Origin of the sequence: Citrobacter sp. Cf125, assembly GCF_030333935.1 — a bacterium.
Taxonomy (GTDB): domain Bacteria; phylum Pseudomonadota; class Gammaproteobacteria; order Enterobacterales; family Enterobacteriaceae; genus Citrobacter; species Citrobacter freundii.
This window is the reverse complement of sequence record NZ_JAOWEY010000024.1, coordinates 351,111-371,687: the sequence shown is the minus strand read 5'-3', so window position 1 is coordinate 371,687 and position 20,577 is coordinate 351,111. Positions and strand designations below refer to the sequence as shown.

Here is a 20,577-nt window from a genome sequence, read left to right as displayed (position 1 = left end):
GCCAGCTTGGTATTAAGCCACTTGCCAACGAATGGTAAATAAATGTTCTGTTGCTGTGGTTTGCGTGAGCCGCTCTTGCAGTGCTTCAATCAGTTCATCGCGCTTGGCCATAATCTCGTCTTCCACATCAAAAATTTGCTGCCGTTGGCGCCGTTGTTGGCGTTCTAGATCGCGCAACTGATTTTGTAGCTCTGATTGCTCTTCTAGTGTTGGCGCCTTGCGGGCATCACGTTTTACTTGGGCAATTTTAGCTTTGGTGTCTTTTAATGCTCCTTCACTGGCCAGCAGTTTGTCATCGGCCCAGCGTTCTAGCTTTTCCCGTTCAGCATTAAACAGGCGCTGGTTTTCCTCTATAAATTGCGCGAGACTGGCTTCAATTCGCCGCTGTTGATTGTTGGCTAATAGCACGGGTGACTCTGCATTCGCAGTGCATTGTGTTTTTTTGGCTTGAACAGAAAATAGTTTCTCACAGGCTTCTTGATCCAGCGATTTGCCATCATCGGTGATTGCTGAAAACAACAAGCTTTCTACCGTGTCCAAAGCACTCACCGTGAGTTTGTCGAGACGTAGCCAGCCGGATTTTCCAACTAGATCGGCGATTAAACTCAATTTGGTTTCATGGCCTGCATAGTCAAATACCAACTCAGCCACTGGAGTGGCGCTGGCTTTGGCGGTATCGAGCGACCATTCACCCAACGGGTGGTTCAGGCGGTAAGCGTGCGCCATAAAATCTTGTTGCCGCTGCTGGTTTTGCTGCGCTCGCACCAGTTGATATCGGCCGGCAGGTGCATTTGCAATGGGCGACTGTATTAGTGCAAAACTGTAATTGTGTTCATCAAACTGAGCTTTCGCTCCCAATTTATTGGCAATTTCTTTATCGCCTTCTTTATCACTAAGTGCAAAACGGGTGACGCCCCAAAACCAACGGCTAACTTTGTCGAGACGAGCCTGGGTAGCATCCAACTGAATTTTAAGTTTGTCGTGAACGTCCTCATCAAAGTGCTCAATAAGCTGGCTTTGGGTTTGCTTGAGCTTGTCGTTAATATCTGCTTCTAGCTCTTTTTGAAGTTCTTCAAACGCCAACTCAATGTCTTGTGGTTTACGGCAGGTATCGTAAATGCGGGCGATACGCTTTTCAAAATCAATACCGGATTCGATTCGCCCTAACACTTCATCTGATGCACCAAAAACACCAGAAAATAACTGAAATTTTTCAGTGAGCAGTTCAAGCACCCGTTGATCGGCCTGGTTGCGAGTATTTAAGAAGTTAATGACAACGACATCATGCTTTTGCCCATAGCGATGGCAGCGACCAATACGTTGTTCGACGCGCTGAGGGTTCCAGGGTAAGTCGTAGTTGATCAGCAATGCACAAAATTGCAGGTTAACACCTTCAGCAGCCGCTTCGGTTGCTATCATGATTTCTGCGTGTTCGCGAAATTCGTCAATAAGCGCTGTGCGTTTATCAACTTGTGCGGAGCCCGTAATCCGGTCACTACCCTGATATTGTTGTAACCAGCGTTGGTAAATTTGATTGGTTTCTGGGCCAGTATTTGTACCGCTGAAGGTGACGATTTTATTTTGATAACCATGACTGGCGAGATAATCGGCTAAAAACTGCTGAGTGCGCTTGGATTCAGTAAATATGATGGCTTTTCTCGGGCCATTGTGTTCTGCCATTTTGGCAAAGCCTAAATCTAGCGCAGTGAGCAGCGCTTCCGCTTTGGTATCAGTCGTTAAAGATTGAGCTTGCTGAATGAATGACTCGATTTCTGCTATTTCAGCCTGTAGTTCTATGGTTGCATCGGGCGAACCTGGAGGTTCTCCCATCGTTTCTGCTAGCGATTCGTCCGTTTCAGCATCGGAAAAATCAGCATCATCCAAATAGTCATCTTCTAAATCATCTTGCTCGATCAACTGAGTCGCCAGGTCTTCATCTGACTGATCGTCACCCATCAATTTTTTCTGCAACCGCTCGAGTATGGTTTGCAAAGTTCCGGTGATGGCATACGGGCTTGATGCCAGGAGCTTTCGCAATATCAAGCCAGTTAGGTGTCTCTGGCGCTTAGGTAATGCAAAGGATATTTCGCGCTGCAAAAAGACAGAGATGCGCTCATAAAGGTCTTGTTCCGCATCTGTGGGTTTAAATGGCTGAGTGACGGCTTGGCGTTTGGTGTAGCGCACGTACTCGAGTACTTGGCTACGTAAAGTGCGCTTGGCAAAACCCGCCAATCGCTGCTTCAGTTCATCTGTGGCGCTTTCACCATGAATAAACTGTTTCCGAAATGTCTTTTCATCGCCAAACAAATGTTCGTCGAGTAGCGTTGAAAGGCCATACAATTCCATCAAGGAATTTTGCAGAGGCGTCGCAGTTAAAAGCACTTTGCGTCGACCATTAAATGCCAACTTAAGCGCTTGCCCTATGCGATTACTTGCTCGATGGGCGTTTCTTAGCTTATGGGCTTCGTCAATAACGACGAGATCCCAAGGCACAGTCACTAAGTCGTCGGCTAATTTGGCTGCAAAATGGTAAGACATAATCATTACCTTTTTGCCTGCAGTATTTGCAAGATAAGTTCTTGGCGATACCCCGCTTGACTTGATCGCAGCTGTGTCCAGCACACTACTGGGTAGTGCAAATTTTTCAGCCAGCTCCTGCGCCCACTGTTTGCGTAATGCGGCCGGGCAAACGATCACCAAACGACGTCGGCGTTCCGCCCAGTGCTGACAGAGGACGAGAGCGGCTTCAATGGTTTTGCCAAGACCGACCTCATCCGCCAGTAATACACCTTGCTGCAAGGGGTTTCGCAACGCAAAAAGTGCAGCTTCAATCTGATGAGGATTCAAATCTACCGTTGCATCGAACAGGGACTGTGAGAGCCGATCCACACTGTCTGCCGCGTGAAGGCACGTGAGCTCATGGGCGTAGTATTTTGCGTGGTACTCAGTGATCTGCATCCCTTAATTCCTCTCCTTCGGCTTTAATTCCGTGAGCCTTAAGCTCCAGCAGATCGCCAATGCCACAGCCAAATAACAGACAGATTTTTTCTATCGTGTCCAAATCCACTTTTTGAGCAGTCTCTTTATAGAGCAACGTTACCGTAGCACGACTGAGTCCCGTCTCTCTGGCAACGTCGGCAATACGCAGCTTGTGTTCACCCATCATTCGGGCGAGGTGGCAGCGGATCATGGCTGTGCCTCTTGTTGCGAATGTCAATATTGGTTAGAAGCATACCATTATCTTTGAGTTTGCATAGCATTTTGCAAGTTGAGATTACATTGTGCGCAGTTAGGCTGGTATTAGAGATAGTTAAACCCATTTATGTGAACGTACTTGTCCGATTGGACTGACCCCGCTCTGATAGACGATCCTGCCCTATAGTTTGAGCATAGGAGGAGCGTATGGGCACACCACGATTTACACCGGAATTTAAAGAAGAAGCCGTCCGTAAAATCACGGAACGCGGTTATTCCGTTGCCGAAGTTTCCGATCGTCTGGGCGTTTCTGCGCACAGTCTTTACAAGTAGCTGCGGGCCATCAAACCCGATAACAGTGAACAACATGCCAGGGATTTGCTGGAAGCCAAAAGTGAGATCCTGAAGCTCAGGGCGCAGCTGAAACGTACTGAAGAAGAACGGGATATCCTAAAAAAGGCCGCGCGGTACTTTGCAAGGGAGCCCGACTGAAGTACCGCTTTATCAATGAACACCGTGCTGTATGGGGTGTCATGACAATGTATCGGGTCCTGAATGTCGCCAGGGCCGGATTCTATGCGTGGCTGCATAATCAGTATCTGCACGTGATAAAGACAATCAACGCCTGCTGACGCTCATCCGAGACTCATATGCACTGAGTGGTGGCGTGTATAGCTATCGTCGGGTTCATGGTGATCTGAGCGAAATCGGTGAAACCTGTGGTAAAAATCGTGTAGGTCGCATTATGCAACTGAACCGGATCAAAGCGGTGCGTGGTTATAAAGCACCACGCCGGATAGCTGGCAGGCCTTCTGTTGTTGCCCCTAATCGCGTGCAGCGTGAATTTACCGTGGTAAAGCCCAATCAGGTCTGGGTGACCGATATCACCTACATCCGTACCTGGCAGGGCTGGCTGTATCTGGCAGTCGTCATCGATCTCTTCGCCCGGAATGTGGTGGGCTGGTCAATGAAACCCACTCTTTCACGCGAACTGGCGCTGGATGCGCTCATGATGGCCGTGTGGCGACGAAAACCGGACGGCGAGGTTATCGTGCATTCGGACTAGGGCAGTCAGTACGGCAGCGACGACTGGCAACGCTTCTGTCGGGCCAACAACCTGGCCCCGAGCATGAGTCGGCGTGGCAACTGCTGGGATAATGCGGTGGCGGAGTCGTTCTTCAGCTCACTGAAAAAAGGACGTATCAGGAAACGCATATATAAAAACCGGGATCTGGCCCGGGCCGATATCTTCGATTACATTGAAGTCTTCTACAACCGGGCCCGGCGCCATAGTCACCTGGGCGGCGTCAGTCCGGAGGCTTTCGAACAGGCTTCGTCGTGAGGACAGGAAATGTCTACTGAGGTGGGGTCAGTCCAGGATTTCTACTGAAGGCTATTTCCCGAGCTCCACCTCAGAAAAATATGCGTTATATTCCTCAAGCATTTGTTGCTGATGAGCCAATGCTAGCACGTCATTCCACTGCTCATTTTCATAAATCAGTGCCAACTTGAGTGAGTCCACCCTGCTCTGGTTACGCTCAATGAAACGAGCCCGTTTTTCAACATAGGGTTTGTTGCCGTACTCTGAGTTGATACTGCGTGAAACCAGCCCTAAATTACCAAAACAGTCCAGTATTTCAGAGCTCACTCGGTTGGAATCAAAATGCTCAGGCTGCTGTGGGGAAACATGCTCCACTGAATTCCTGGCCGTCATTCGGAATGCCTGCCAGGCATTCCCTTTTTGAAAGCGGTAATGCTCCCAAAGAATATATTCCAGCTTGTAAAACCAGTAGTGAGAAAATCCGGTTCCCTCATCAGCTCTCAGCACTGCCTGCATATCGCGGATCGGATAGCTATCGCACCATGGATTTAACACAAACGTACGGGTTCGTTCGATCAGTGGCTGTTCACTGCCACTGCAAAGCAAGTGATTGTCCAGATATTGCAGGTATCGGTGGGCACTTTCACCGCCATGGTTTAGTAGGTAACTAAGCAGGGGAGTTAGCCAGTAATGGGTGGTCAATTGCTGTGAGTGATAGAGCATGCTTTGTAACATAGCAAACCCGCTATCGGCATCACGGCTAGCGCGAATAAGGCTTTGGTAACCGTTCCGATTTTCATTCACTCGGAGGCGACGAATACCATGACTTTCTTCATTAGCATCATCGCTAATCCATTTGATGATGTGTTTGTCAAATAGATAGCGGCAACGCCACAACAATTCGATAAAGCGACGTATCTGATTGGCTTGTTCTGATTTCTCACACTGGGCTAGCCCCGCCAGCCAATGAGTCTGGAAGATCTGTAACAGCTCTTTGTCTAGGATTTTGCTGATATCATCGCGTTGCTGATGTAACAGAAAAAGGCGTAAAACATGCTGTAAGAGCATGGAAAAGCCGATAATACTGCGTACATCATCGGCTTCATAGGCCTCGTTATTTTCAGAAGCATTGTTAGATGGCTCCGTCAGGAGTGTCTCATCATTGAGGATATCGTCTAATGAGTGGTGTCTGAGGTCTTGTTGTGTACCTAATTCCAGCAGTACGTCACGTATAACCAAGGGGTCTGCGAGCTTCTCCCGGTCTCGTTTAGCATCCTCAACATTATAAAGCGGAATCAGCTTCATTCCTTTAACGGTACGTAGGTTCTTGTCGACATAGGCCCCCATAAATGAGCAGGCATCCCACATCTGGCCATAGGCTTCGCGCTCTGCGTTATCTGGCAGTAACGCCAGCAAGCGAGCTTTCAAAATTTCATGATGCTGCAGCTGCACACCGCGATTGTTGATGACCTCAAACAACTTGTTAAGGTCCGTGTTGGCCGGTACCAAGGTCAACACCAGTTGAACCCGATCACGGATGAACATACCCAATTTGACAAGATCAATCCGGTGGGTGTCATCCGTTCTATGGGTGAAGTAACCCTCCATTACCTGCATCGCATAACTCAACGCAGCAGCTTTTTGCTCATCAGATGCAGCTCGGCCATCAAGTAAGGCTGAAAAAAAACGGCTTACCTCAGGGCGAATGGCAAACCGAATCCGCGGCTCACGACTATTTCCCAACTGGGCATAGAGAAAACAGGAAAGGGGGTTTTGGCTTCGCTCACTGTTTTTCGATGATGAGAGCAGGCGCTCGATTACTACGCTAAGCAACCACAAGGTGGTAAAACGTTGCTGACCATCAATCAGATCCAACAAGGGGTGCCCAGATTCTGTCCTTCCTTGCTCAATCACCAGCGTACTACCCAAGTAAAATACATCCTTGTCTGCATTACAGGCGGAAACTAGATCATCAAGTAATACTTTGATCTGGTCACTACCCCATACATAGAGGCGTTGATATATAGGAATATTGAAAAGTCGTTTTTCATCAATGAGTTGAGCAAGTGTCATTAATTTTGATTCATATTGCATCTACTTTTCCATCCCTAGCCAACGTTTAATTACCCAGCTGTCACCCTCAGGGATACCATCAAGATTGAAATAATCCAGCAATGCATTAAGGTAACGCCCTTGTACGCCCTTAGATAGGACGATGGAGACAGCCTTCCCGTATCCCTTACTACGTTCGATTTCAGAACGTAAGAATGTCATCACCTCTTGTGGGCGATAGGCCCCACATATCTCATCAAGCAGATTGTAAGGAGCGTCACGTAAGTACTTGAGTGGTGATTCTTTAAAGATATAACTTTTCTCCAACCGTAATCCCCCCAACACTAGTTCCAAACCCACTGCAAAGGCTAATAGATGTTGATAACCAAAACGGTCGACATACATCAGAAGGGCCAAGTTAAAGAGCTCCTGTAAGTAATAGGCATTAGCACGTACCACACGCCGATAAAATTCTCGGAATGCCTCTAATTCGTGGCAGGTATTCTCTTTGTACAAAAGATCATCAAGTAAAGAGGCATATTTTTGAGCGTAAAGGAAAAAACAGATGCCTTTATGAATAGGCTGGCGCAAGGTAAATGGTAAATTGGCCGCACTTCCACTAATTTGTAAAGGGTTCAATGCCAAGCGATAGTCATCGCTGCTTTGCAATTTGAGGGAATTAGCAAATTGGTTGTGATAACCCGGATAGAGCGGGATCTCATCAATCTCACCACCACCAACACTCTGTTGTTGAAAGGCTTCCAGCAGACTATCGTGATCTTCACGCTCCATTTGCTTATTACCCCGCCAATTGCGGGCACGCCACAAATAGTACTGAAACAGCTCGGGTGCAAAATCTTGCTGTTCACAATCCTGCCGCCTAGGGCCTGTCATTTGAACATGCTCCCAACGTCGAGCACAGATTTGCTGCAATGACTCGACATGCCGTACGTTAGGCCCGTTCACAGCCCGCAGGTGATAAGCTTTGAGCAAATCAGTCGCTTTAAGTGGTACTCCGCGAAAATTCTGAGTATCAAAAAAGGTAAAAGCGAGATCTTCGCGCTCAACTGTGATCACCGTAAAACACAATTGCTCAACGATGGATGGCTCTAGAGCTGACTCACGATGTTCGCTCATTAGCTTGCGTGCTACTCGCAAATTACGAGCTGAGATGGGAGAGCGGTAATGAAATTCTAACCCTTTGGGTAATTCATTGTGCAAGGCATGATACAGCACTGCTAGGGTACTGAGGCGCTGTTGGCCATCGATCACAAAGCGGGCTTTTTTTTCGTCATTCCGATGCAGCAATAGGGTACCTAGATAATAGACTTTCTGCCCATTGCCGCTGTGCCTGAACTCGTCCAAATCCTCCAGCAACTGATTGACCTTGTGTCTGTCCCAAACATAGGGTCGTTGGTAGTGGTCGAGCTGTAAAGTTGCTCCATTGCTGCACAAAGTGGCAAAATCCATCATGCAGACCTCGACGGGCTGCTTAATCGTCATGACTGTGGCTCCAATGGCTGCTGGGTAAGATCACTTAGCGGTTTTTCTTTACCATATCTTGATAAATAGGAAGCAATTTCCAGCAGCTCTTTTTTTGATGTCCTCATGTCCGCTCCCTATGAAACATTTTTACATCCCCATCGTTGCATGACATTATTGAATCAAGGAATGATAATGAACATATAATTTTTTGTATCAATGTGAGCTTATCCAACATCGCTTGATATGGCGCTAACATTTTGAAGTTTAGGGGGCTATTCCTTCTGTACATCCCAATTCCGACAGTAGACCCCGTCTTACACACCTGGCATTTTTTCTCACCGCAAAAATCTACGCTGCACATGACGCACTGCCAGTCACGCATCGGCAATAGCGACACCACGCCATTCAGAACCGTCTTAAGGAACTACAATAGGGCCTGAGTTTTTGTGCTTTCCTCCAGATAATCATAACGGGCGATATGTTCTGGTTTGATGTCAACTCCGATATGTCTGAAGCAGGCTTTCTAATTGAGAGTGGCGGGGTAAAAGGCGGTCGAGTGGCATAGATGGCAGGTATAACGGTCGTAAGGGAGGCGGTCTCGTTTAAGTACCGGTCAGACGAGCGTTGCCGCCGAGAGTGATAAAGAATTTAGCAAACATAAACAGGCTCCTGCAGGCAGGCGCAAGACGCCCCTGAAGCGTAGTGACCAGATGCGTTAGAATTTGATAATGAGATTAATAAACATGTAGAAGTTGGAACGCATTAATTTCTCGATTCATAAATACGGTAATATAACCATTCTTCCAGATCGCTTTTTAACCAACGGGAAGCTCTGCCCAACTTAATTGGCTTCGGGAATAACCCATCCTGTATGAGCTTGTAAAACCATTTGTCGCTCAGGCCAGTAAGTTGGGTAATGAATTTCATATCAATAAATTGGTCTTCAAGCAATGTGGGCTTTGTATACATGGTGATGTGTTCCGATTAAGGATAAATAACCGGAGCCGTTAGTAAAATTATTTACTGCCAGCTCCTCCACATCAATAGCTTCTGTTGTAAAAAAGTTTGGAGCATATCTAGGGGAATGCCCCCTGGATATAAAACTGCGCCTAAGATTTTCTTGGGCGACCTAATCCACTAGGTAGCGGTACTTCACTGCTTCCGTAAATGTTCATACCATACTTTTGCTCCTGCTTAGCAAGATAGCTGATGATATATCTCAACCCTTGAATATAATCAGTATCCCGGTGGCTGATGATCTGGTTGATATCTGCCTTATAGCTTCCCTTGTATTCACAGCGATGATATTTACCTTCTCCCTGAGTTATTTCCTTCCACAAAGCACCTATGCGTTCTGCTAACGGAAATGTTTTGCGTTTTTTTTGCCCATCCAGATACACCACAGTATGAGAATGAAATTTACTGTCCTCGCCATACTCAATCACCCAAAAGAATCCGGCAACACCAGACTCCTGTTCAACTCGTTTAAATAGCTTCCGCAGATCCTGTTGAAGGTAATTATAATCCTTGTTGTAACTTTCTGAATTCTGGTTGTACGAAAAGTCCAGTCGTATACCAATCACCTTTGAATAGCGTTCAATGACATTGTTCAGGTGATTGTTTATCAGGCTATGTAAAAACCAGTCCATTTTATATTTGGCAATATATGGGTAGTTATCGTTCATGTTGTTTCCTCTGGGGTTATGGTTCAGAGGAAAGGGATGTGTTGTATTTTTTTTGTCAGGTGGTTTGACGGTAAGGATTAGAAGGGATATTAATTAAACTAATTAACCTTAATTATATTCTTTCTTTTTATTTTCCTTTTTCTATAGACATGCATTAGTGGTAGAAACTGTATCCGTGGAGGTGGGCATGATTCAGTTGCCTGGTCCCATGCATGGCGTAAATGATAAAAACCTGCAGCCACACCCTGACACTATCCTTTGTTGATACAGGGCAATACCATAGCAACCATATGTAAAAAATCTTGCCATCCTTGCCTCAAAGGCATTTCCCCTTATAATTTCTGTGTTTCAGGCACATCAACGCTATGGTTTCTAGGAAAAGAAACAAAGTGCATTACTAAAATATTACTTAAAAATCACTAAAAAACCACTATTTTAAGATTGAATAATTTTATGATTTTATGTATTCCTTACTTAAATATCATGATTTGTAGGTTCCCTTGATTCGAACCATGAGCAAAAATGGTGAGGTTGGAGGGGCGTTTGTGATTGAAACGTGTTTTGGCGAGGGCTGATATATGGGTGTGATTAAAAACTATAGACAGATTAGAGAGTATAAAAAATGTCTCGATCATATCGTTCATGAATGGAATAGGACTGTTTCGGATAATGACATGAAACAACTGGTATCTAGGGGTGACTATTATAAATTGGTGAGAGCTATAGTTGACTCCCTTCCTAACAAAGAAAAGATAAAGGAAGCCGAAACTTTATTGGCTGCAGTGGTTAATAATGAATTATTGCCAGAAGTGCATTTTCAATGGTTGCACGATAGCGATCGCATTGCGTGTTTTTCCTTGTATTACATCATGTTTCATCCAGCAAAAAACAAATCCAATATAACAAGCAATGGATGCACCATTTCTGACTCTTCCAAAAAACCTGCCATGAAAAACGATGACATAGATATGATCACGCGGGATGATTATGTGGATGCCATTATGCAGTATGTCGACGAAACCAAATTACCCTTGACAGATAAAGTAAAATATTTATCAGAGATGCAGCAATATTGGAGAAAAGAGTACAACACCCACCCACAACCTTTTGACTGGCTAAATAAAAAAAGTGAAGAAGATATTCAGTGGGCATGGGATTACATGGTCAAAAATCTCGTTCACTTTCCACTGCGTCCGATTAATAGCTACCAGCGCTGGCAATTTATAGAAGCAGCATTTTATACATTACCAGAGCGAGACCTTACCGAAATGATTTCAATCATAACCCGAAACAAAAAGAGAATGAGCAAGAAAGATCAGCAGGAAAGTGATATTCATAACCTGGGTGTTGTGGGCTTTCAGATTGATAGCGAGAGCCTTGATTATAAATCAAAATTCCTTAAGGAAATGAGAAATGCCTGGGCGCAAAAAAACTGGCGAGAAAGAAACAGAACTGGTCAGAAAAAGGAAAAGGTTCCTAAGTTGGATGGTGTAACATTAAAAAAGCTTAATCAAATACAACAAGAAACAGGCGAGGGTATAAATGACATTATATCCAGATTAGTCGAGGAGGAGCTGTCCCATTATGAAAGAAAAAAATTGTGGTCACATTAGTCTAGGCTTTCAATCTTAAATAATCTCAGGCATATATCATTTTCCTGAACACACCAGCACAACGGCGAATCCATCAAGGGTTCGCCGTTTTTGTTTTCTTTGTCTCAGGAGATGTCATGAGTAATAAGGAAGGACAGCAGTCCCTGCAGGACTCACTTACGGGTTTGCCGGAATGGGCCACAGAGCGGATCATAAAGCAGATAAATAAGATCACAAATTACGAACCAGCGATCGGCATTATGGGAAAAACTGGGGCGGGGAAATCGTCACTCTGTAATGCGTTGTTTTCCAGTGAAGTATCACCGGTCAGCGATGTGGTGGCCTGTACTCGTGAACCCCTGCGCTTTCACCTTCAGGTTGGCGAACGGTTTATGACACTGGTGGACCTGCCCGGTGTAGGCGAAAGTGGTGCACGTGATAACGAGTATGCTGCGCTGTATCAAGACCAGCTTCCCCGGCTTGACCTGGTGCTGTGGCTGATTAAGGCTGATGACCGGGCACTGGCGACTGATGAGCATTTTTACCGTCAGGTTATTGGTGAAGCATATTCACAGAGCAAAGCGTGCTACCGGGCTGATGAGTACATAAATTCTTCGGGCTTCATTCCTGATTTTTACCTCTGCGCTTTCCACCCTTTTTATTCATTGCATAATGCGCCTGCCACTTCCGGCAGGCGTGTTTGCTTTTATGGACGATTGACGATGCAAACAGAACCCGACGTATTAAGCGAATTCAACGAACGGATGAATGATATTTTGGAGAAGCATTAACCGGGGATGCTGGCTTCACATTAGAATCTGGTTGGATATAAGCGGTGGTTTTTGCCCTGATTCGAGTCCCAAAATCAATGATTTAATGTGTTGGTATCGAAGTTGGTATATTAATTGAAAGCTATTATTAATTGTTTTTAAATCAAAGGATTAATCATTATGTGCGAGTCCGGCCTTCGCACTCACCCTCTAAACACCTCTTTCCTGTGCCACTCCACAAACCCTTCTTGTGGATAATTTTCGCGCATCATCGGTAGAGCAATCTCCTTCCCGTCGAAATCCCAGAACAGTCTGCCCACCATGCCGCTGCCATTTACTGCGGGCGACACTTGAACTCGCATACTTTCATCCAGGCCAATCGAACCTTTATCAAAGGCTTTATGGTGAATTGCACACAGCGCCAGGCCGTTTGAAATCTCGCACGGGCCGCCGTGCTGTTTCCATTTGATATGGGCGGCTTCCAGGGCGACAGAGGTGCTGTCGTGGCGCATATTGAAGCCACAAATAGCGCATTCATAGTTATAGGCACGCAGAACCTGCTGGCGGAACAATGGGTCCCGCTGTTTGCGGATTTGCAGGATATCAAATCCCAGTTCATCCGCGATCTCTTCCTGAATGCTTTCGGTGAAGTGCGCCTCGAGGATTTGCTGGGCCAGGGCGTTGATGAGACTTTTGCTCTTTTTCAACTGGGCAAAATGCTGTTCATCAAAACCTCCGGCAACGTTGTGCGTTACCAGTTCCCCGGCAGGGGGCTGTTTGCTGCTACCGGATGTTGAACAGTGCTCGGCGTTTTGTAGCTCCCAGAACCCATCTCCCTGTAAGCGCCAGAAGGGCATATCCGGGCGGTATTGCGCGCGCTGTGGTCCAAATCGCTCCAGCAGGCTATGCAACGGGTCGCGAACCTCCGAACCGTAGTCAAACAGGCGACCGTGACCCTGCTGATAACCCGCCAGCACATGAAGCAGCAGCAGGGGCTTGTGCGGCGCGCGCTGCTCGCCTTTACGCCAGATGGTGATGTCGGCAATTGCCTGTTGCAGGGTTTTACTGGAAGTCATTGATTTCATTATCAGGTAAATAATTGCGATGATGCTCGCAAATTATCACCTGATCAACAGGTGTGAGGCCGATACACTATCGATGTCACTTTATCGCTTACCTGTAAAAGCTCAAAAAGGCGCCCGCAGGCGCCCCAATGACAATCACACACTCACCCCTTCAACGCTTTCCCCGCAATTACCCCGATAAACTCCAGTACCTGCTTTTGCTTACGCACGGAGAGCTTTTCCACGGCGCGCAGGGATTTCATTAGTTCTGACTCTTCGGGTTCGGCGGCGCGGGCGGTTAATACGATGCAGCCTTGCATTACGCGAACATCAACGTCGGTGCCGGTGTCGAATCCGGCGGCTTTCAGCCACTGGCCCTTCATCACAATGGACGGAAACCGGACGAACTTCACCGGAATACGGCTGTAATCAGGATAACGGCTCGCATAACCCACCTTCAGGCGACGGTTATCTGCGGCGTGGACTTCTGGATCAAATGAAACTGCAATACAATGCGTATCAGTCATGGCTGCTATTCTCTATTAATAGTTGCTGTGATTAGCGATGCGGAGGTGTTGGCGCACCTTCGCATCGCGCTAATAAAACCCCTGTAAATTACGCCAGTATCTTGGGGGAAGTCCAGATGTAAATAAGATGAAATAAGCGCGAATAGCACGCTTTCGGAATAAATAGAAAACCCCTTCACCCCAATAAATCCGGTATTATTCACCGTATAAATCCATTCTCATCCAATCCGCCAAATACCTGCCATTTCCAGAAAATAATGCTCCTCTGCATCTGGCCAAAAATGCGATCTCACTCACTGAAGCAAATAGCAAACTCTGAAACAACACGGTTTTGTACACTTTGCTTTACACTTTTAGTGATGTGAATCACAAATATCACTCCGTGAAGTGATCCGACTCTCACAAAATGAGGTGTACTCATTCACCAATACATTACGAGCACAGCCTGGAAAGTTATGTTTTCAGTATTTCCACTCTCCGCAGACACACTACGACGAATGGCAAATCGAAACGCAAAAAAAAACTTGTTGAATATTAACGGGTAAAAAAATGACGTGTGATTTGCATCACCCACATTTACAGCTTTTTAAATTATTGCCAGTGATTAATGTTGACCGGGCTATTTCCATAATCAATCAAATCTTGCATAGTGCCTCCACATTATTTCTCCCCCTGACTCAGGAGGCGAATAGTTATATTTCATCAGGGTTTGTTGATGAACCAGGTATGATTTACTTCACATTAATACGTACATGACCACTGTTACTGGAGAAACAAAATGAATTATCCGGCAGAACCCTTCCGTATTAAAAGCGTTGAAACTGTATCTATGATCCCGCGTGATGAACGCCTCAAGAAAATGCAGGAAGCGGGTTACAATACTTTCCTGTTAAATTCGAAAGATATTTATATTGACCTGCTGACAGACAGTGGCACTAACGCAATGAGCGACAAGCAGTGGGCCGGAATGATGATGGGTGATGAAGCGTACGCGGGCAGCGAAAACTTCTATCATCTGGAAAGAACAGTGCAGGAACTGTTTGGCTTTAAACATATTGTTCCAACTCACCAGGGGCGTGGCGCAGAAAACCTGTTATCGCAGCTGGCTATTAAACCTGGGCAATATGTTGCCGGGAATATGTATTTCACTACCACCCGTTATCACCAGGAAAAAAATGGTGCGGTGTTTGTCGATATCGTTCGTGACGAAGCGCACGATGCCGGTCTGAATATTGCGTTTAAAGGTGATATCGATCTTAAAAAATTACAAAAGCTGATTGATGAAAAAGGCGCAGAGAATATTGCGTATATCTGCCTGGCGGTGACGGTTAACCTCGCGGGTGGGCAGCCGGTCTCCATGGCTAACATGCGTGCGGTGCGTGAACTGACAGAAGCGCATGGCATTAAAGTGTTCTACGACGCTACCCGCTGCGTAGAAAACGCCTACTTTATCAAAGAGCAAGAGCAGGGCTTTGAGAACAAGAGCATCGCCGAGATCGTGCATGAGATGTTCAGCTACGCCGACGGTTGTACCATGAGTGGTAAAAAAGACTGTCTGGTGAACATCGGCGGCTTCCTGTGCATGAACGATGACGAAATGTTCTCTTCTGCCAAAGAGTTAGTCGTGGTCTACGAAGGGATGCCATCTTATGGCGGCCTGGCCGGACGTGATATGGAAGCGATGGCGATTGGCCTGCGCGAAGCTATGCAGTACGAGTACATTGAGCACCGCGTGAAGCAGGTTCGCTACCTGGGCGATAAGCTGAAAGCCGCTGGCGTACCGATTGTTGAACCGGTAGGCGGTCACGCGGTATTCCTCGATGCGCGTCGCTTCTGCGAGCATCTGACGCAAGATGAGTTCCCGGCACAAAGTCTGGCCGCCAGCATCTATGTGGAAACCGGCGTGCGCAGTATGGAGCGCGGAATTATCTCTGCGGGCCGTAATAACGTGACCGGTGAACACCACAGACCGAAACTGGAAACCGTGCGTCTGACTATTCCACGTCGTGTTTATACCTACGCACATATGGATGTCGTGGCTGACGGCATTATTAAACTTTACCAGCACAAAGAAGATATTCGCGGGCTGAAGTTTATTTACGAGCCTAAGCAGTTGCGTTTCTTTACTGCACGCTTTGATTACATCTAAAAATAGTTATGGCCCCATCATGTGATGGGGCTTTTTTGTATTCCTTTTCCATGAACAGGAAGCCTTTGCGGTGCCCGTTACCGTGACATAACTAAAAAAAAGTAAACCCTGACTCCGACATTTTTATTATCCGCATGATGTACAAATGACAGCTGTAATTATAACGAATAGTCTACAGGAACATTTATCATGGATATTAATGCCATTGAGCGACAGAGTAGTACCCCCGGACTGATTAGCGGAACCATGTTGGTTATCGCGACCGTAGTGGGTGGCGGGATGTTCTCCCTGCCGATTGCGATGGCCGGCGTATGGTTCCCCGGTGCGTCTGTTATTCTTCTGTTTATCGCCATCATGATGTTATTAACCGGTCTGATGCTGGTCGAAGTTAACCTGCATTATGGCGCCGGTGCCAGTTTTAATACCTTTACTCAGGATTTATTAGGCCGGAAGTGGAATATCGTGGTTGGTATCGCTTTCGGCTTTGTGCTGTATATTCTGACCTATGCCTATATCTCCGGTTCGTCGGCGGTGATGGCGCAAACCGTGTTCAAATACAGCGGTGTGCGCTTTCCGGCGAATATCTCGGTGGTGATCGTCAGTATGCTGGTCGGCGCGATTGCCTGGTACAGCTCCCTGCTGGTTGGACGCATCACTACCGTGCTGATTATCGGTAAGTTTGTGGCGTTCTTTGCCACGTTCTCCGGGCTGATTGGCCATATCGAAGTGGCAAAACTCATCGACAGCGTGGCGGTGGCGTTGCCCAATTCGCAGTATCTGCCGTACATCCTGATGACGCTGCCGTTCTGCATCATCTCGTTTGGTTTTCACGGTAACGTGCCGAGCCTGGTTAAACTGTATGGCACAAGCGGAGTCTCGAATATTACGCGTTCGATTATCATCGGTACGCTGTTTGCTCTGCTGCTGTATATTTTCTGGCTGGGCGTGACGATGGGTAACATCAGCCGTTCCTCATTCCCGCCGATCATCGCCAAAGGCGGCAATATCGATGTGTTTGTCGAGGCCATCAGCGGGCTGTTCACCAGCCGGTATATGGATCTGATCCTCACCTTTTTCGGCAACTTCGCGGTAGCCAGTTCCCTGCTGGCGGCGACGCTTGGCCTGTTCGATTACATCGCCGATCTGTTTCACTTCCCGGACGACGGTATGGGCCGCCTGAAAACCGCGCTGGTGACCTACTTCCCGCCAGCCGCCGTGTGCTTTTTCTTCCCGAACGGTTTTGTGCACGCGATTGGTTACGCCGGTCTGGCCTTTACCATCTGGAGCGTGATCCTGCCGCCGTTCCTGGTGAAAGCCGCGCGGAAACGTTTCCCAACCGCCAGCTATACCGCGCCCTGTAATAACACCGTGCTTAACCTGGTGATTGTCTGCGGAGCGGTTGTCTATCTGACGGTTGTTCTGGACGTATTTGGTCTGCTGCCAACGTTTCGTTAGACGGAGTCAAAATGAAAAACGTGTTGTCTGTTCAGTCGTCGGTTGTTTATGGCTATGCCGGAAATAAAGCCGCTGTGTTGCCGATGCAGCTCTCGGGGATCGATGTCTGGCCGTTTTACACCGTACAGTTTTCCAACCACACCCAATATGGGATGTGGCAGGGTATGGCGATGCCGCACGGCGAGCTGAGCGCGATCATCAGCGGGTTGGATGACCTGCAAAAGCTGGCGCAATGCGATGCCGTATTGTCCGGGTATCTTGGAGATAAACGCCATTGTGAAGAGGTGAAGCACGCCGTCATCACCATTCGTCAGCGTAATCCGCAGGCGCTCTATTTTTGCGATCCGGTAATGGGCGACCCGCAAAAAGGCTGCATTGTCGCGCAGGGCGTGGAGTCATTTTTTGTCGATGACGCCATTCAACTGGCCGACATGATGGGACCAAATCTCTATGAGCTGGGCGTGCTGACGGGCAGACAACTGCGTAGTTTTGACGAGGTGGTGGAAGCGGCGCGGCAGCTGGTGTCGTGGGGCGTAAAGAAGGTGCTGGTGAAGCATCTCGGCGACTGTTCGCGGAACAAACAGGCGTTTGAAATGCTGCTGGTGACGCCGGAACAGACGTTACACATTGCCCGGCCGCTGTATACCTTTACCAAAATGCCGGTGGGCGTTGGGGATCTGATTTGCAGCGTGATGCTGGCCTCACTACTCAATGGTTATGAGGACAAGCTGGCGCTGGAGCGGACCACCAGTGTTGTTGACGCGGTAATGCGGCTGACGAAAGAACATGATTCGTATGAACTGCGGCTGATTGACGCGCGCCACCAGATTATGGACCCACAGGTTCGCTATCAGGCAACGGTGATCTGACGCCGCAAGGGGGCTCTGTGTTTCTGACATTGCTGAGGTTTCAGCATCCGCTGGTCTACCGTTTTGCATGGCTTCGTATTTGGGTTGTGATGTTAAGAGCGTGCGGACTGCGTAAGAGAAAGGGGTGAACATTTTACGCTGCTGCCGGATGCGGCTAGTGCCTTATCCGGCCTACAAATGAGCGTGAAACGCAGGCCTACAAATGAATGCGAAACGTAGGCCTGATAAGCGAAGCGCCATCAGGCATAAGTGCCCAATATTACACGCGGAAGTAGCGTGGTGGAATCAACGCGGAAAAGGCGTCGAACTTCTTCACCATCTTTTTCCAGAACAACATAACAACAATCCTCGATTTGAAACATCGGCGCTATTTTAGTCAGCGCCGACAAATCGTAAAGTCTGGCGCCTCGTTCCGTTTCCGGGGAGGTGTAAACCTTTTTGGTCACCGCGTCGTCAAATACGGTTGCCGCAAATTTGACGGGGTTGACAATGGCTTACGCCATAAACCAGTAATAAAAGAGGCCAACCTTTAAGCCGAGGATCACGATATAGGCGCAGCAGTATTTCATGGTGCCAGACATGATCTGGTTGGCCTGACCGTCCATTTTTGTGGCGGATACCGCGATGGCGATGCTTTGCGGCGAAATCATTTTCCCGCCCGTTGCGCCAGAAGTGTTGGCCGCCGCCAGCCAGTTGGGATCGATATGCAGTTTGCTGGCGGCAATGGTTTGCAGTTTTCCGAACAAAATGTTCGAGTTGGTATCGCTGCCGGTAACGAACGTGCCCAGCGCGCCAATCACCGGGGCGAGGAAGACGTACGAGCTGCCGGTCAGATCGACAATCGACTGCGCCAGCGTGGAGATAATCCCGCTGAGATCCATCACCGTGGCCAGCGCGACGATCGCCATAATTGCGACGATAGAGTTTTTAAGCTGGAAAATCGTTTTGATAAATACTTCCAGCATCCCGCGTGCGGACGCTCCCTGAATAAAACCACCGATAATGGTCGCAAAGATGATCAACATCCCTGGCGTGGTCACCCATTCAACTTTCAACGCCATCGTTTTGCCGTCAGCCAACGTGAAATGTAGCACCGAGGCCAGTTGTGAGGCTGCGGCTTTTATCGTCGGGAACAGCGGCGAACATAGCAGGATAAAGACAAAAATAAACAGATAGATAGAACCCACGCGGAACAACACTTTTGCCGAACGCGGCGTGGTTTCGCGGTTATGGCTGACTTCAATTCGCCACTCGGGATCGGTTTTCCCTTTGCGCAGGCGGCTAACCATCGCCACGGCAAACAGGCTGACCAGGCTACCGGCAAAGGCGGGTAATTCAGCGCCGAGATGAATAGCGACAAAATACTGCGGAACCAGCGTGGTAATACCGCAAATCAGCGTGATTAAAAATACGCCGCGAATGGCTTTCAGGCCGCCGCCAATAATGCAGACAATCACAAACGGCAGCAGGATATTAAACAGCGCGAGCTGCAGAATAATGGTTCCGCCTAAGGTATAAACCGGCAGGTTAACCTGTTCCGCCAGAATAGAAACCGGGATCCCGACCGCGCCGAATGCAGTGGGAACGGTATTTGCCACCAGAGAGGCAATCGCCGCCTTCAGCGGATTGAAACCCAATGCGATAAGAATACCGATCGGAATGGCGACCGCTGTACCATAACCCGCCGCGGCTTCAAGAAATCCACCAAAGCACCATGAAATCAGCAGCACCTGAATACGCTTATCTTCGCTAATACTGGCGAGAATATCGCGCAGAATATCCAGCGCTTTGGTCGCCTGCATGACGTTATAACTGAAGATAGCGCCGAGGATCACAATCACAATCGGCCATAATCCCTTCAGCGCGCCATAGCCTATCGCGGCTTTTAGATTTTGTACGGGCATTTCCCAGAATATTGCCGATAGTGCAGCGGTGAATACCAAAGAGATCAGTACTGAATAATGGATGGGCATTTTCAATTTCAATATTAAAAATACCATCAGTAGTAACGGAGAGAGTGCCAGGGCAAACATAAAATATTCGTTCATTGCTATTCCCAATTGGTTCATTAAACCTGATTTATATTTATGGTTGGGAGGCTACATTGCTGTTCTAATAAAGTATGCAAACTGAATCGCTTCAGTGAATAAAGTAATTATGATTTGTAGTTTTGTAACTATTGTAATCTTTTAATTAAAATCCAATGCCGGGTAAATATACTTAAGTGCCGATTGAATACCTATAAGTAGTTATTTAATAAACTTTTTAATAATGGTAGTGACAACAGTGGTAATCACCTGAAACTGTTTTCTAAGGTGTTAATAACGCTGTGGTTTCCAATATAAAAATGTGAGCGAGGCCGAAATAAATAAACCAGGGTATTGCATGTGCGAGTCGATTAGGGGATTATTTG

The 20,577-nt window shown here is 47.4% G+C and carries 14 protein-coding genes and 2 pseudogenes; 6 read left to right on the top strand and 10 right to left on the bottom strand.

Annotated features, from left to right (window positions below):
• Positions 1–12: 12 nt before the first annotated feature.
• Together OGV89_RS16010 and OGV89_RS16005 are read right to left on the bottom strand one after the other, a co-directional pair.
• The gene (locus OGV89_RS16010) at positions 13–2,958 is read right to left on the bottom strand and encodes an SNF2-related protein (RefSeq protein WP_286558934.1); all 2,946 of its coding nucleotides are present in this window, start codon (positions 2,956–2,958) and stop codon (positions 13–15) included.
• Complete coding sequence (locus tag OGV89_RS16005; RefSeq protein ID WP_065369990.1) at positions 2,945–3,190, bottom strand: helix-turn-helix domain-containing protein; 246 nt, start codon at positions 3,188–3,190, stop codon at positions 2,945–2,947. Before OGV89_RS16005 ends, OGV89_RS16010 begins: the two co-directional genes overlap by 14 nt.
• Before the next feature lie 212 nt (positions 3,191–3,402).
• Between OGV89_RS16005 and OGV89_RS16000 the strand changes: the two are divergent.
• Positions 3,403–4,537 (top strand): annotated as a pseudogene (locus OGV89_RS16000) (IS3 family transposase).
• A gap of 51 nt (positions 4,538–4,588) precedes the next feature.
• Here the strand turns inward: OGV89_RS16000 and OGV89_RS15995 are convergent.
• From OGV89_RS15995 to OGV89_RS15980, 5 genes are all read right to left on the bottom strand, one after another.
• Positions 4,589–6,610 (bottom strand): DUF262 domain-containing protein, encoded by a 2,022-nt coding sequence (locus OGV89_RS15995; RefSeq protein WP_286558932.1) that lies wholly within the window; start codon positions 6,608–6,610, stop codon positions 4,589–4,591.
• Positions 6,611–8,071, bottom strand: coding sequence for a DUF262 domain-containing protein (locus OGV89_RS15990; protein WP_286558930.1), 1,461 nt, complete (start codon positions 8,069–8,071; stop codon positions 6,611–6,613).
• 103 nt (positions 8,072–8,174) lie between these two features.
• The gene (locus tag OGV89_RS23025; RefSeq protein ID WP_502874041.1) at positions 8,175–8,435 is read right to left on the bottom strand and encodes a hypothetical protein; all 261 of its coding nucleotides are present in this window, start codon (positions 8,433–8,435) and stop codon (positions 8,175–8,177) included.
• A 380-nt stretch (positions 8,436–8,815) separates the two neighbouring features.
• A complete protein-coding gene (locus tag OGV89_RS15985) occupies positions 8,816–9,022 on the bottom strand; it encodes a helix-turn-helix transcriptional regulator (protein ID WP_142515618.1) in 207 nt (68 codons plus the stop codon).
• Between the two features lie 140 nt (positions 9,023–9,162).
• A complete protein-coding gene (locus tag OGV89_RS15980) occupies positions 9,163–9,738 on the bottom strand; it encodes a YagK/YfjJ domain-containing protein (RefSeq protein ID WP_286558922.1) in 576 nt (191 codons plus the stop codon).
• Between the two features lie 578 nt (positions 9,739–10,316).
• Between OGV89_RS15980 and OGV89_RS15975 the strand changes: the two genes are divergently transcribed.
• A complete protein-coding gene (locus OGV89_RS15975) occupies positions 10,317–11,351 on the top strand; it encodes a hypothetical protein (RefSeq protein ID WP_286558920.1) in 1,035 nt (344 codons plus the stop codon).
• A 116-nt stretch (positions 11,352–11,467) separates the two neighbouring features.
• Positions 11,468–11,899, top strand: a pseudogene (locus OGV89_RS15970) (YfjP family GTPase); the annotation flags it as partial.
• Positions 11,900–12,303: 404 nt separating this feature from the next.
• Here OGV89_RS15970 and OGV89_RS15965 read toward each other — a convergent pair.
• Positions 12,304–13,176 carry a phosphorothioated DNA-binding restriction endonuclease gene (locus OGV89_RS15965; protein WP_081366016.1) on the bottom strand — a complete coding sequence of 291 codons (873 nt, stop codon included), beginning with the start codon at positions 13,174–13,176 and terminating at the stop codon, positions 12,304–12,306.
• A gap of 152 nt (positions 13,177–13,328) precedes the next feature.
• Complete coding sequence (symE, locus tag OGV89_RS15960; protein WP_048233978.1) at positions 13,329–13,691, bottom strand: endoribonuclease SymE; 363 nt, start codon at positions 13,689–13,691, stop codon at positions 13,329–13,331.
• Between the two features lie 778 nt (positions 13,692–14,469).
• Here symE and OGV89_RS15955 point away from each other — a divergent pair.
• The 3 genes from OGV89_RS15955 to pdxY all read left to right on the top strand — a co-directional run bounded on the left by OGV89_RS15955 (position 14,470) and on the right by pdxY (position 18,164).
• Positions 14,470–15,840, top strand: coding sequence for a tyrosine phenol-lyase (locus tag OGV89_RS15955; RefSeq protein WP_003837154.1), 1,371 nt, complete (start codon positions 14,470–14,472; stop codon positions 15,838–15,840).
• Positions 15,841–16,029: 189 nt separating this feature from the next.
• On the top strand, positions 16,030–17,295 hold the full coding sequence (locus OGV89_RS15950; RefSeq protein ID WP_003837156.1) for an aromatic amino acid transporter: 1,266 nt from the start codon (positions 16,030–16,032) through the stop codon (positions 17,293–17,295).
• Between the two features lie 11 nt (positions 17,296–17,306).
• On the top strand, positions 17,307–18,164 hold the full coding sequence (pdxY, locus tag OGV89_RS15945) for a pyridoxal kinase PdxY (RefSeq protein ID WP_282626056.1): 858 nt from the start codon (positions 17,307–17,309) through the stop codon (positions 18,162–18,164).
• Between the two features lie 494 nt (positions 18,165–18,658).
• Here pdxY and OGV89_RS15940 read toward each other — a convergent pair whose 3' ends face one another.
• Entirely contained in the window at positions 18,659–20,212 is a 1,554-nt protein-coding gene (locus OGV89_RS15940; protein ID WP_115489371.1) for an L-lactate permease, read from the bottom strand.
• Positions 20,213–20,577 lie beyond the last annotated feature (365 nt).

What these genes read in the sequence shown, in the direction of transcription:
- OGV89_RS16010 (WP_286558934.1), bottom strand. Translation starts at nt 2,958, where the DNA reads ATGCAGATCACTGAGTACCACGCAAAATACTACGCCCATGAGCTCACG.
- OGV89_RS15965 (WP_081366016.1), bottom strand. Translation starts at nt 13,176, where the DNA reads ATGACTTCCAGTAAAACCCTGCAACAGGCAATTGCCGACATCACCATC.
- OGV89_RS23025 (WP_502874041.1), bottom strand. Translation starts at nt 8,435, where the DNA reads ATGCGTGACTGGCAGTGCGTCATGTGCAGCGTAGATTTTTGCGGTGAG.
- OGV89_RS15990 (WP_286558930.1), bottom strand. Translation starts at nt 8,071, where the DNA reads ATGACGATTAAGCAGCCCGTCGAGGTCTGCATGATGGATTTTGCCACT.
- OGV89_RS15940 (WP_115489371.1), bottom strand. Translation starts at nt 20,212, where the DNA reads ATGAACGAATATTTTATGTTTGCCCTGGCACTCTCTCCGTTACTACTG.
- OGV89_RS15950 (WP_003837156.1), top strand. Translation starts at nt 16,030, where the DNA reads ATGGATATTAATGCCATTGAGCGACAGAGTAGTACCCCCGGACTGATT.
- OGV89_RS15975 (WP_286558920.1), top strand. Translation starts at nt 10,317, where the DNA reads ATGGGTGTGATTAAAAACTATAGACAGATTAGAGAGTATAAAAAATGT.
- OGV89_RS16005 (WP_065369990.1), bottom strand. Translation starts at nt 3,190, where the DNA reads ATGATCCGCTGCCACCTCGCCCGAATGATGGGTGAACACAAGCTGCGT.
- OGV89_RS15995 (WP_286558932.1), bottom strand. Translation starts at nt 6,610, where the DNA reads ATGCAATATGAATCAAAATTAATGACACTTGCTCAACTCATTGATGAA.
- symE (WP_048233978.1), bottom strand. Translation starts at nt 13,691, where the DNA reads ATGACTGATACGCATTGTATTGCAGTTTCATTTGATCCAGAAGTCCAC.
- OGV89_RS15980 (WP_286558922.1), bottom strand. Translation starts at nt 9,738, where the DNA reads ATGAACGATAACTACCCATATATTGCCAAATATAAAATGGACTGGTTT.
- OGV89_RS15955 (WP_003837154.1), top strand. Translation starts at nt 14,470, where the DNA reads ATGAATTATCCGGCAGAACCCTTCCGTATTAAAAGCGTTGAAACTGTA.
- pdxY (WP_282626056.1), top strand. Translation starts at nt 17,307, where the DNA reads ATGAAAAACGTGTTGTCTGTTCAGTCGTCGGTTGTTTATGGCTATGCC.
- OGV89_RS15985 (WP_142515618.1), bottom strand. Translation starts at nt 9,022, where the DNA reads ATGTATACAAAGCCCACATTGCTTGAAGACCAATTTATTGATATGAAA.